8 protein-coding genes and 1 pseudogene are annotated in these 12611 nt (G+C 42.8%); 8 read left to right on the forward strand and 1 reads right to left on the reverse strand.

Annotated features, from left to right (window positions below; translation table 11 throughout):
- Nucleotides 1-49 precede the first annotated feature (49 nt).
- The 8 genes and pseudogenes from DIU38_RS03315 (at nucleotide 50) to DIU38_RS03345 (ending at nucleotide 11652) form a co-directional block, all read left to right on the forward strand.
- Complete coding sequence (locus tag DIU38_RS03315) at nucleotides 50-1177, forward strand: FecR family protein (RefSeq protein ID WP_112654459.1); 1128 nt, start codon at nucleotides 50-52, stop codon at nucleotides 1175-1177.
- A gap of 204 nt (nucleotides 1178-1381) precedes the next feature.
- Nucleotides 1382-4663 carry a SusC/RagA family TonB-linked outer membrane protein gene (locus DIU38_RS03320; RefSeq protein ID WP_112654458.1) on the forward strand — a complete coding sequence of 1094 codons (3282 nt, stop codon included), beginning with the start codon at nucleotides 1382-1384 and terminating at the stop codon, nucleotides 4661-4663.
- A gap of 15 nt (nucleotides 4664-4678) precedes the next feature.
- Entirely contained in the window at nucleotides 4679-6247 is a 1569-nt protein-coding gene (locus DIU38_RS03325; RefSeq protein WP_112654457.1) for a RagB/SusD family nutrient uptake outer membrane protein, read from the forward strand.
- Between the two features lie 99 nt (nucleotides 6248-6346).
- Entirely contained in the window at nucleotides 6347-6550 is a 204-nt protein-coding gene (locus tag DIU38_RS03330) for a hypothetical protein (protein WP_149354016.1), read from the forward strand.
- Nucleotides 6541-7926 carry an IS1182 family transposase gene (locus DIU38_RS03335; protein WP_149354017.1) on the forward strand — a complete coding sequence of 462 codons (1386 nt, stop codon included), beginning with the start codon at nucleotides 6541-6543 and terminating at the stop codon, nucleotides 7924-7926. The genes DIU38_RS03330 and DIU38_RS03335 overlap by 10 nt, the downstream gene beginning before the upstream one ends.
- A gap of 317 nt (nucleotides 7927-8243) precedes the next feature.
- Nucleotides 8244-8569 (forward strand): annotated as a pseudogene (locus DIU38_RS34785) (alpha-L-fucosidase).
- A gap of 38 nt (nucleotides 8570-8607) precedes the next feature.
- Nucleotides 8608-9540 (forward strand): alpha-L-fucosidase, encoded by a 933-nt coding sequence (locus DIU38_RS03340; protein WP_262714349.1) that lies wholly within the window; start codon nucleotides 8608-8610, stop codon nucleotides 9538-9540.
- A 27-nt stretch (nucleotides 9541-9567) separates the two neighbouring features.
- A complete protein-coding gene (locus tag DIU38_RS03345) occupies nucleotides 9568-11652 on the forward strand; it encodes a glycoside hydrolase family 2 protein (RefSeq protein ID WP_112658368.1) in 2085 nt (694 codons plus the stop codon).
- 343 nt (nucleotides 11653-11995) lie between these two features.
- Here the strand turns inward: DIU38_RS03345 and DIU38_RS03350 are convergent, their stop codons facing one another.
- Entirely contained in the window at nucleotides 11996-12601 is a 606-nt protein-coding gene (locus DIU38_RS03350) for a DUF1579 family protein (protein ID WP_112658370.1), read from the reverse strand.
- Between the last annotated feature and the right edge of the window lie 10 nt (nucleotides 12602-12611).

Here is a 12611-nt window from a genome sequence, read left to right on the forward strand (position 1 = left end):
CTTAATCTTTCCTTACCATTAGTTAAAGCATTAATAAGCTTTTAATATAATGGAAGATAAAGAACTAAATGAATTATGGGAACGTTTCAGATCCGGCCGGGCTACTCCGGAAGATAAGGCGTTTTTAGAAACCTGGTACTTAAAACATAACCAACAAGCTCCATTTGAGGTAAATGATCAGGAGCGCGTGGAAGATGTTGACCAAGTTTGGGATAACATTCAAAAAAAGCAACGTTCTAAAAGACTGAATGGGCGATATCGTTTAACCGCTGCAGCCGTATTGCTGTTTGTATTTACAGGTACTTATTGCCTGCTACACCGAAAACCGCAGTATGCAGCACCCCGTATTAGTAAAATTGATATAAAACCGGGTAAAAACCAGGCTACGCTTACCCTGGCCAGTGGTAAAAAGCTAATTTTAAATAACGCGCTTACCGGGCAGCTTGCCAACGAAGCGGGAGTTACTGTTAGTAAAAACTCCAAAGGCGAACTTATTTATACAACCCAGGCATCCGGCAACACCAATCCATCTGCCGGCCGGATCAATACTCTTGCTACTTCCAAAGGCGAGCAATACCAGGTGATATTGCCTGATGGATCACATGTATGGTTAAACGCCGCGTCTATACTTAAATATCCGGTGGTATTTACAGGTAAAGAACGACTGGTAGAGCTTACCGGCGAAGCATATTTTGAGGTGGCGCATAATAAAGCAATGCCCTTTAAAGTAAAAACCAGACAGCAGCAGGTAGAAGTATTAGGGACTCATTTTAACATTAACGCTTATACGGACGAAAGAACAACTGCCACTACTTTGTTGGAGGGATCGGTAAAGGTCACATCAGCGTCGACTAATCAAAACATGATCATTAAACCTGGAGAGCAATCCACCGTGAATGGTGATGCCATGAATGTTCAGGAAGTGGACACAGATGAGGCCATAGCCTGGAAAAATGGCTATTTTCTTTTTAATGATGAAAACCTGGCAAGTATCATGAAAAAAGTATCCAGGTGGTACAATGTGGAAGTGGAGTACAAAGATGTCTCAGTACAATCCCTGGTTTTTAGCGGTACGGTATCTAAATACCAGAATGTATCGCAGGTTATTAAAACGCTGGAATTAACCAATGCAGTTCACTTTAAAGTTTTAGATAACAGGATAACTGTATCCAATTAAATCACCCGAAAATTTTATAAAAACTCTGAATAATAAACTAAACCAACCCGAAATGAAACCCCATAAAAAATATCCGTAGCAGAGCCGTCAAAACCGGTGATCGGGTAAAAAATACCAGGAGTGTTGGACGCACCCCTGGTAATGTTATCTGATCAAACCGAATGAGTGTGTTGAATACCATTTCTAACTTAAACAGATACCCAAATGTATAAATTTTACATCGAGATTTTATGTTGGCCAAAGCGCCGCGTGCCTAAATTACTGTTGATGATGAAACTCACCATCCTTTTATTAACCGTTACCATGTTGCAGGTAAGTGCCGCAACATTTGCGCAAAAGCTTAACTTAACGCAAAAGAAGGTAACGTTAAAGCAGGTTTTTAAAGCCATTAAGAAGCAAACCGGTTATGATGTACTTTATCAGCCCGGCAGGCTCAATGCTTCCGTAAAGATCAATGCCAATTTTATCAATACCCCTTTGGATGAAGTAATAAAAAACTGTATTGACGGCAAAGCCTTAAGCTACGTTTTTTTTGAAAAAACAATTGTTATAAAGGCTGCTGAAAAAGGGGTAAATAATAATTCGAATGCCGGTGCAGGTAGTGTGGAAGTTTCAATAATCACGGTTAAAGGCATTGTCATTGATTCAGCCGGGCGACCTATACCCGGAGCAACAGTAATGCTAAAGGACGGCAGCAAAGGAACGATGTCTGATGCTGATGGTAAATTCGAGTTGAAAGATGTCCCATCTGCCGGGGTGCTGCTCATTACATCAATAGGTTATCTTCAACAGGAAATTGTAGTAAATAACCAAGCAACGCTGCGTGTTGTATTAAAAGAAACTTCAAGAGAGTTGTCGCAGGTTGTGGTGATAGGTTACGGAAGTCAGAAAAAAAGTGACGTTACCGGTGCTATTATTTCTGTTTCTAAACAACGGCTGGAAAATTTGCCGGTAACCAATATCCTGCAATCAATTGAAGGTGCTGTTCCGGGAATCAATATAACATCCGGTTCATCTGCACCTGGGGCGGTAAGCTCAATTTATGTTCGTGGCCTGCATTCTATTACAGCCAGTAATTCGCCTTTGGTTGTGTTGGACGGTGTACCTTATAATGGTTCGTATAATGATATCAATACCAACGATGTGGAGTCTGTTCAGGTACTGAAAGATGCGTCGGCTACAGCTATTTATGGTACAAGGGGTTCAAACGGAGTAATCATTGTTACCACTAAAAAGGGCAAAACGGGTAAACCTTCGGTTCAATACAATGCCTGGGCCGGGCCCGAATACATGTCGCACGAGGTGAAACCGATGGGCGGGGCCGAATATGTGCAAAAGAACCTTGATTATGACGAACAGGCTGGCAAAACGGCCGCTCCGGTACCAAACCTGTATGAGCAGGACAATTATAAAAACGGTAAGGAAACCGATTGGATAAAAACGATATCACAACAGGGTTTCATCCAAAATCATTCTTTAAACCTATCCGGCGGCACAGCCGATGTTAAATACTACGTTTCGGGGGATTATACCAAGGAGAAAGGTATTTTGAAAGGATACCAGTTTAATCGCTTCAATGTTCGCGGAAACCTTGATGCTAAAATTACCGATTGGCTGAACGCCGGTACCAACATGTTTTTTAATAATAATAACTACGATGGCGGCAAAAGTAATTTGTACATGGCTACTGTGATGAGCCCATATGGCCAGGAATATAATGCACAAGGAGGCTACCAAATCTATCCGATGTATCCTGATGCGCTTTATACCAACCCGTTATTAGGTCTTTATCAGCCCACTGTTAGCAAAAACAGGACCTGGAACGGCAATTTTTATGCGGAGCTTAAACCCGGATTTATTAAAGGATTTAAATACCGGCTGAATACCGGTTACGCTTATAACCCGGCTATGACAGGTGATTATACCGGTAGAAACACGGGCGACGCTATCGGTCACGCTACCATGACCAATGCCGAAAGTAACCATTGGCTTATAGAAAATATTGTGAATTACAGCCGCAGCTTCGGCAAACACAGTATTGATTTTACAGGGTTATACAGTTCGCAAAAGGATTATACTTTGAGCAATGCTTTAAACGCCAACACCTTTATAAATGACCTTACCAACTTTTACAATTTGGGTTCGGCCCAGATACAGCAAACCAGTTCAAGTTATACCCAAAACACCCTGTTGTCGCAGATGGCGCGGATCAACTATTCTTACGCCGGAAAGTATCTGCTTACCGCTACTGCGCGTCGAGACGGCTTTTCCGGGTTTAGTGCCGCTAATAAATATGGTACATTTCCATCGGTCGCGGTGGCCTGGAACTTGACTGAAGAGTCGTTCATGAAAGGTGTATCAGCAATATCAGCATTAAAATTGCGGGCTTCTTATGGTATTTCGGGTAACCAGGGTGTATCTTCTTACAATACCTTAACAACGCTTGCATCAACACAATACATATACGGCAGCACTACAACCATCGGGTTAAACCCAAGTGCCATCGGTAACGGAAATTTAAAATGGGAGAGTACCAAAGGATTTAACCTTGGTATCGATTTTTCCATTTTGAAAGATCGCATCAGTGGCTCTGTTGATGCTTATGACACTAAAACGTACAATTTGCTATTATCGCGCAAAATACCTTACATCACTGGTTATACCAATATTTTGGATAATATAGGTAGAACAGCAAACAAGGGTATTGAATTTTCCATCACCAGTCGCAATATTCAAAACAGCGACTTCAGTTGGGAAACCAACGTCAACTTTTCTGCCAACCGCAATAAACTGGTACAACTTTATGGTGATAATAAGGATGATATCACTAATAACCTATTCCTGGGTAAACAGATGCAGGCAGTATATGATTATAAGCTGATTGGTGTTTGGCAAAAAGGTGATGACTTTACTGTTGACCCAAGCGCCAAGCCCGGCGACCTGAAATTTGCCGATTTAAATGGCGACCGTAAGATCAATACCGCCGACAAAACTTACCTTGGTTCACGTCTGCCCAAATACATTGCCGGCATGACCAATACCTTCAGGTATAAAAACTTTTCATTGAGTGCATTTATCCAAACTTTTCAGGGAGCGCTTAAACCTAATCCTATTTATGATTACCGGGATCAGGCTGGTCGTATCAACCTGCCAGCCGGGATAGTTTACTGGACCGCGGCAAACCAAAGTAACACCAGGCCATCATTAAGTTATACCAACTCAAGGCAATACACGTACCCCGTTTCAGGTTCGTACACCCGCATTAAGGATGTTACTTTAAGCTATAGTTTCTCCAAAGAGATACTGCGAGATTTAAAGATTTCCAACTTACAAGTTTACGCCAGCGGTCGAAACATCGCGACATTCTCGAAATGGTTAGGCTGGGACCCCGAAACCGATTTTTACAACTACGCCGGAAATCAAAGCAGTTCGTTTTACCCGCTGGTAGCCACAGTTGTGGTAGGTGTTAACATTACTTTACAATAATTAGAACTTAGAATCATGAAAAGTATTTATTCATTAAGCTTTATAAGTCTGATAGCTTTACTCACATTTAATTCTTGTAAAAAGAGTTTTCTGAATGAGGATGTCAGAACTCAGTTTACGCCGGCCACTTTAAAAGACGCCCTGAGTTTTGAAGCTGCAGTTGCAGGTTTGCAAAAAACGGTCCGCGATCAGTACGAAGGCGATCAGGGAATTATAGCGTTGTTACAAACCGGTACCGACGTAGCCCGTAACGGGCAAACCACGGCGGCCATGGCCCCTTATGAAACTTACTCGCAGTTAAATTCGCAGGATGTTGCTGCCCTGGGTTTCTGGCGCTGGGGTTACCAGGTTATCAATGCTTCCAACGTAATTATACAAGCGGCTCAATCCGGCAATACAAGTTTAACACCGGCCCAGGTTAATGGTTATGTGGCCGAAGCCAAGTTTTTCAGGGCATATGCCTATAATTTTCTGTCAACATTGTTCGGCGGTGTGCCGCTTATTACCGTACCCGTTACCGCGCCTAAAACAGATTATGTGAGGGCGCCGTTAGATACGATCATTAATTTGCAGATCAACGATCTCGAATTTGCGGCAACGAACCTGCCTGACGCTGCGCATGTTGTCGCCGAAGGAAGAATAAGTACTGCCGCCGCTATGCAGCTATTGGCAGTAACTTATTTAAGGGCCAACAAACCAGACCTTGCCGAAGCCCAGTTGAACAAGATCATAGCAAGCGGCCTGTATAAGTTGGTAAACAATCGCTATGGCATAAGTTCTCTGAAACCGGGTGATGCTTTTTCTGATATGTTTATTTACGGTAATATGCGCAGGAGCCAAGGTAACACCGAAGCTATTTGGGTAATTGAAGAGGCCAATATACCGGGTGGTGTAAGCCCAACAGATCAGCACCGCAGGGTTTGGGTACCGTTTTATGTAAACATCCCGGGCATGATCGTAGCCGATTCATTGGGCGGGCGTGGCATAGGCCGGATAAGGCCGACCAACTGGTGGACATATAACCTGAACCTGAGTAATGATATGCGGAACTCCAGTTATAATATCCGGCGTAAATATTACTATAACGACCCATCATCTGCCAATTATGGCAAGCTGGCGGTAGTTACTTCAAACACAGATACCATTCAAAATATGTATGCGCATACCACCAAGTGGTATTCATACACCAGTGCCGATCCATTCGGCACCCTTACGTATAAAGACAGGATCTATATGCGCCTTGGCGAAACATACCTTTTGTTGGCCGAAGCGCAATTTAAACAGGGTAATTTAACCGGGGCAGCCAGCAATATCAACGTGCTTCGTGCAAGGGCAAACGCCCCACAGGTTCAGGCATCAGACATTAATATGGATTTTATTTTAGATGAGCGCGCCCGTGAGCTTATTGGCGAAGAAGACAGGCGCATTACCTTAATGAGAACAGGGACACTGGTTGAACGGGTGAAGAAATTTAACCCGACTTCGGCCGGCTCAATTAAGGATGTCAACATGCTTTTGCCTATCCCACAATCAGAAATTGATGTGAATAAAGGTGCAGCGCTAACACAAAACCCCGGATATTAAAACTTACCTGGGGTTGACTAAAAAGGTAAAAAAAGCAAAGCCGATACTTTTTCAAGTATCGGCTTTTTAGTAAATTTAAGTGCGAAAGAAATTTACAATATGTCTAATATACAAAGTTCGGCAGAATTTAAAGACTACGGTCAGCAACAAATATTGTTGTTACCACCGTCGCTTGAAGAGTTAATAGAACCTAATCACTTGGTTAGGGTTGTTAATCAGGTAGTGGATTCGATGGATGTCAGCGGATTAATTAATCAATATAAAGGTGGGGCACAACGGCATATCATCCCCGGATGCTGTTAAAGATTCTTTTGTACGCATATAGCGTAAAGGTTTATACAGGCAGGAGAATAGCAAAAGCCCTTCGTCAGGATATCCACTTCATGTGGCTTTCTGGTATGAGCCGTCCGGATTTTCGGACGATCAATAACTTCAGGAGTTCCAGGGCAAAGGAAGTGATAGAAGCGTTGTTTGAACAGGTCCTTTTGTTTTTGGTAAAGCATGAGCATATTAAACTGGAAAACTACTTTTGTGATGGCAGCACACTGGCAGCAGATGGCAATAAACACAAAATAGTATGGAAGAAGAACGCTGAGCGGTTTAAGGACATGGCCGGGGAGAAGTGCCGGGAACTGTTTAAACAGATCGATACCTTAAACGCAGCCGAGAACAAGCAGTACGCTGGTTCAGATCTGGAAGAGCGAGGGCTGTCAGCACAGGAAGTGACGGCAGAAAGCATCGATGAACAGGTAGAAAAGCTGGATGCTATCATCGCATCAGGTACAGGTAAAAAGCATCAGCGCAAAGCAAACAGCCTGAAGAAAAAGCTGAGGGAGAAACAGGCAAAGATCGTGGGCTATGAACAGCAGATCGCTATAGCGGCAGAACGCAGCGGGTACAACAAAACAGACACAGATGCTTCAGCTATGCGGATGAAGAATAAAGAGCTGTTGCCTGCTTATAATGTACTTGCAGGTTGTGAAGATCAGTTTATTGTCAGCGTGAGCATCCATCAAAATACGAATGATGGGTCCTGCTTCAATGATCACCTGCAAAAACTAAAAACACAAAATCACGAACTGCCTAAAGCGATCATTGCAGACAGCATCTTTGGTACCGAGCAAAATTATGAATTGCTGGAAAAGGAAGAAACAGTAACCAGTTATCTTAAGTTCCCATCATTCCATGCTGAACAAAAGAAAAGTTATAAGCAGAACCCCTTTAATAAAGACAATTTTGGATATAATTCGGAATCGGATAGCTATACCTGTCCGAATAAAAAACAGCTGACTTTTCAAAGGGTTTATCAGCAAACCCATAAAAAAACAGGGTATCAATCTACGATCAAAGAATACCAGTGCCAGGATTGTAGTGGCTGTCCGTTTTATAGCAAATGCTGCAAATCTACTACCGGAGAGAACAGGCTGATCAAGGTAAACGAAAAGTTAGAGGCTTATAAACAGCAGGCCAGAGAGGCACTCAACAGTGAACGGGGAGTTTTGCTCAGAAAGCAAAGAAGCATTGAAATTGAAAGCTGTTTCGGGGATATCAAACATAATATGGGCTTCAGAAGATTTCACCTTCGTGGAATCAAAAAAGTCGAAACAGAGATCTCTATTGTAGCTATGGCACATAACCTGAGAAAAATTCATCTAAAAGGGATAAAAAAGGCTGCTTAAAAGCATTTTTTATCCCTTTTCTTTGTTTTAGCAGCGAAAAGAACTCAACAAGTAAACTGAGTTCCCCTAATTTTGAACCAATTGCTAAGGATTCTCATTATTCTGCCTTAATAACATTCCTCCTTTTTGGTCAGCCCCAGGTTGATTTATTACAAAGAAAACTAAGTATGATAAAAAAAGTGATCCTGATTACAGCGATTGTATGGAGCTGTATAAACACTGCAAGTATAAACGCGCAACAGGCGGCAACTACTGCACAAAAAACTATAGCCCTGCAGCATGGCGCGCACGGTGTGGGGCGCAGAAGAGATGCCGCCATGGAAAAATGGCGTGCTTACGGTTTGGGGCAGTTTGTACATTGGGGCTTATATTCTATCCCCGCAGGTGAATGGAACGGTAAACAATATAACGGCGCTGCCGAATGGATAAAATCATGGAAGGAAGTTCCGGCCACGACCTATGATTCATTGATGTATCAGTTTAATCCAACCAAATTTAATGCAGAATCATGGGCTGCGACAGCTAAGCAAATGGAGTAAAGTATGTAACCATCACTACAAAACATCATGACGGGTTTTGCCTGTGGCCAAGTAAGTACACCAATTTTACTGTTGCTAATTCTCCATATAAAAAGATATTATAGGCCCGCTGGTAAAGGCTTATGACAGGCGGGGTATCGACGTGATATTATACTTCTCCATTATGGACTGGCACAATCCAGACTGGCGGTATGATATTAAAACCCGGGAGGACAGTGTAGCTTTTGACCGTTTTAAACAGTTTACGCGCAACCAGCTGCTGGAACTGCTTACACTATATCCCGCCGCCAAAGGTTTATGGTTTGATGGCACCTGGGATAAATCATGGGTGAAACAAGCCGCCTTTGCCGATTCGCTTGAAAAAGAGATGAGGGCAATGCGTCCTGGATTGATCATTGGCAGCCGCTTCAGGGCCGATGAGTATGGTAAACGACATTTTGACTCCAATGGAAATATGATGGGAGATTACGAGCAGGGCTGGGAGCGCAAAATACCGGAGAAGATAACAGATGTACACGGAAACGATTGGGATTGCGTAATGACCGTGCCCGAAAACCAGTGGGGATACAGCAAGATATGGAAAGGCCACATTAAAACTACGGATGAGTTACTGGAGATGCTGGCCAAATGCGTTTCTCTCGACGGTAATTTTGTGCTCAACTTTGGGCCGAAGCCTGATGGTACTTTAAGAACCGAAGAGCTGGACCTTGCAAAGGGAATAGGGGCGTGGATGGATACCAACAGCGAAGCTATTTACAACGGTGAATACGCCGGTCTTGTTAAACAGGATTGGGGATATTACGTTAAAAAAACAGGTACTAATAAAATTTATATGCTGGTATTTAATGTGCCTGTTTCCGGCGCGTTAAATGTTGTATTGCCATCACGTACAGCGATTAGTAAGGTGTATGATCTTGGGGGCCCGGGACTAAGTTATGTGCCTGAAGAAATCGGTACTTCAACTTATTTCATTCACCTGAAACAGCAAACTTTCAAACGTCCTTTCGTACTTGTTTTAGAAACGGCAGATAATAGTAAAAACAGCGGTGCACAGTATCAAAAGGCCAAAACATAAATCATACATTTTATCAAGTTTACATTTATGCGTACTACAAACATCATCCTGTTTTTAATAATAAACCTGTGTTCTGGTTTAAAAGTTAATGCATTTCAAAATGCTCAGGGTGTAAATAGTTCAAACTCTTCCCGGCAAGTTATACCCTTTAACCAGGACTGGCAATTTAAAAAGGCAACTTATAAAACCAACATCGCTATTGCCGGTAACGAGTGGGAAAGCATCACCGTGCCCCACACCTGGAATAACAAGGACATTCAGAAAGGAAAAAACTTTTATACCGGCGATGCATTTTACCGCAAAAACCTTGTAGCCCGGGAAGAATGGAAAGACAAACGGGTGTTCATTCGGTTTGAGAGCGTGGGAACTGTTGCCGACGTATATATTAATAATAAACTGGTAGGTACGCATAAGGGCGCTTATTCGGCATTTTGTTTTGAGATCAGCAACTCGTTAAAATACGATACTATTAATACCGTCCTGGTAAAAGTAAATAATGACGAACGGCCGGATATCATCCCCATCAATAACAAACTGTTTGGCGTTTACGGTGGTATTTACCGTCCAGCAAGTATTATTGTTACCAGCAAAATTAACGTAACCACAACAGATTACGCGTCGCCCGGTATTTATATCAAGCAAGATGTAAGTAATAAAAAAGCAGCCGTCTCGGTAACGGCTAAAATTGAGAATAAAGAAGGGAAGGTACAGCAGATTACAGTAAAGACCACCATTCGGGATAAAAGCGGCGCCATTATTAAGCAGGTACAGCAACAACAAAATGTACAGCCCCAAGGATTAAATTTTGTTGATCAGCAATTACAGATAAATAATCCGCATTTGTGGAATGGCCGGAAAGATCCTTATCTGTATTCGCTTACTACCGCTATTATTAAAGATGGTAAAACAATAGATGAGGTTACACAGCCCCTTGGTCTCCGCTATTTTTCGATAGTTCCGGGCAAGGGTTTTTACCTGAACGGGCAGCCCTACCGCTTGTATGGTGTTTGTCGCCACCAGGAATGGCAGGACTATGGAAGTGCCCTGAGCAATGCTCAGCATCAAAGCGATCTTGCTATGATCTACGAAATTGGGGCCACTTCTATACGTTTTGCGCACTACCAGCAAGCCGAATATATTTATGCTAAATGCGATAGTATGGGTTTTGTAATATGGGCCGAAATCCCATTTGTGAATGCCGTTTCTGCACAGGAAGGGGATAACGCCAAACAGCAGTTAACCGAACTCATCAGGCAAAACTATAATCATCCGTCCATATATAATTGGGGTTTGCATAACGAAGTGTACTCCGGTTCGCCCGATGGTTTTGTGCCGGTGTTAACAAGGGAACTGAACGATATTGCCAAAACAGAAGATCCAGGCAGGTTTACTGCCAGCGTAAGCGGTTACGGCGAAATAAACCGGCCATCAAACCTGGCTGCAGATATACAAGGCATGAACCGGTATTATGGTTGGTATGAAGGGAAGATCCCCGATTTGAAAGAATGGCTTACCGGGCTGGAAAAAGACTATCCAAATTATAAAGTTGTACTTTCTGAGTATGGCACCGAGGCCAATGTTAACCAGCAGCAGGAAAATGTAGGAGATAGTGGTGATCCGTCGGGTCAGTTTTGGCCCGAAACCTTCCAGACAAAGTTTCACGAGGTACAATGGGGCATTATCGAAAAGCACCCATACCTGGTAGCCTCATATGTTTGGAATATGTTTGATTTCTCGGTACCATCGGCCAATGGCGGTGGCGTACCGGCCCGTAATATGAAAGGTTTGGTTACTTATGACCGTAAAATCAAAAAAGATGCCTTTTACTGGTATAAGGCCAATTGGAGCCAGGAACCTGTACTCTACATCAGCGGCCGCAGAAATGCGGATAGGATAGAAGCGGTAACTACAGTGAACGTATTTGCCAATACTTCAAACGTTACGCTATATCTTAACGGTAAAAAAGCGGATGAGCCAGAAATGGGTACAACTAAACATGATTTTGTATTTAAAAACATCCACTTAATTAAAGGCGTGAACCAGCTCAGGGCCGAAGGGTATTTTAAAGGGAAATTACAAAGTGATTCCATTGAATGGACGCTGAAAAATTGAGGATTGAAAACGAGTTTCGATTAAAATATCTAAATCACAATAATACTTATGAGCGATATAATTAATCCTGAAGCCTATAGGTCGTGATAGATACGACTCTGCAGGCATTATTTATTTTAGAACGACTTGCGTTTTTTGCGGTATAAAATTAGTCCATAACCCAATATCCATAATCCGCTTTAATTTTTCTTTACGAATGCGTGCCGCAACGAAAGAGATCCCGGCGTATGGCTGGACGCGTATGTTAAATAATACGGTGGACACCTTTGGCGACGATTAACAACCCGTCCCGATGCAGGCTGCTCCGGCCCGGGCTTCTGATAAATATATCAGCTGCTGGTGCTCATTTCCGCGTAAAATCCAGTTCCCTGACTTTGACAAATTCATTATTGCGCAGTTCATAGAATACTTCGGTATAATGACTGGCATCATTAATCGTCAAAATACGACGGTTTTTTTGGATTTGTCCGGGGATAAGCTCATCATCCCATTCATAAGTGAATACTTGCTTTGCAGAATCAAAATTGCCGCTTTGCATTTGAATGTCACTGCCAATATGATTATTGATCGATGTGGTGACATATTTCATTTTGGGATTATCAAAACCCTCGATTTGTATGCTCTGGTAAAATTCTTCTTTCATTTGTCCGTCAGCAACCGGCACCGGCAGTTTTCCCCCGGTCATTTCAACACTGTAAAACCGGCCGTTATAAATGGGCTTGCGCACAAGTGTGCCCTTAACAAAAGCCAGTCTGGCATCCTGAAATGACCACGTACCCGCAAGCTTTCCCAATGCTGCGTGCGCCTGCCCCGGCCTGGAATAGTCAAGCAGTTTGTCCATAGTGTCGGTCTGTTTATCCGCCTGCGCCATCGACGCAACACTCAAGACCATCACAAAAACGAAGGAAAGACAAGCGGTGAATGATTTCAATAGCAATGATGTTTTCATATGGTGTAGA

This window comes from Mucilaginibacter metallidurans, assembly GCF_003286435.2.
Classification (GTDB): Bacteria; Bacteroidota; Bacteroidia; order Sphingobacteriales; family Sphingobacteriaceae; genus Mucilaginibacter; species Mucilaginibacter gossypii.

Bases quoted from the DNA above. Each gene is read 5' to 3' on its own strand.
- DIU38_RS03350 (WP_112658370.1), bottom strand. From the start codon at position 12,601: ATGAAAACATCATTGCTATTGAAATCATTCACCGCTTGTCTTTCCTTC.
- DIU38_RS03330 (WP_149354016.1), top strand. From the start codon at position 6,347: ATGTCTAATATACAAAGTTCGGCAGAATTTAAAGACTACGGTCAGCAA.
- DIU38_RS03320 (WP_112654458.1), top strand. From the start codon at position 1,382: ATGTATAAATTTTACATCGAGATTTTATGTTGGCCAAAGCGCCGCGTG.
- DIU38_RS03335 (WP_149354017.1), top strand. From the start codon at position 6,541: ATGCTGTTAAAGATTCTTTTGTACGCATATAGCGTAAAGGTTTATACA.
- DIU38_RS03325 (WP_112654457.1), top strand. From the start codon at position 4,679: ATGAAAAGTATTTATTCATTAAGCTTTATAAGTCTGATAGCTTTACTC.
- DIU38_RS03315 (WP_112654459.1), top strand. From the start codon at position 50: ATGGAAGATAAAGAACTAAATGAATTATGGGAACGTTTCAGATCCGGC.
- DIU38_RS03345 (WP_112658368.1), top strand. From the start codon at position 9,568: ATGCGTACTACAAACATCATCCTGTTTTTAATAATAAACCTGTGTTCT.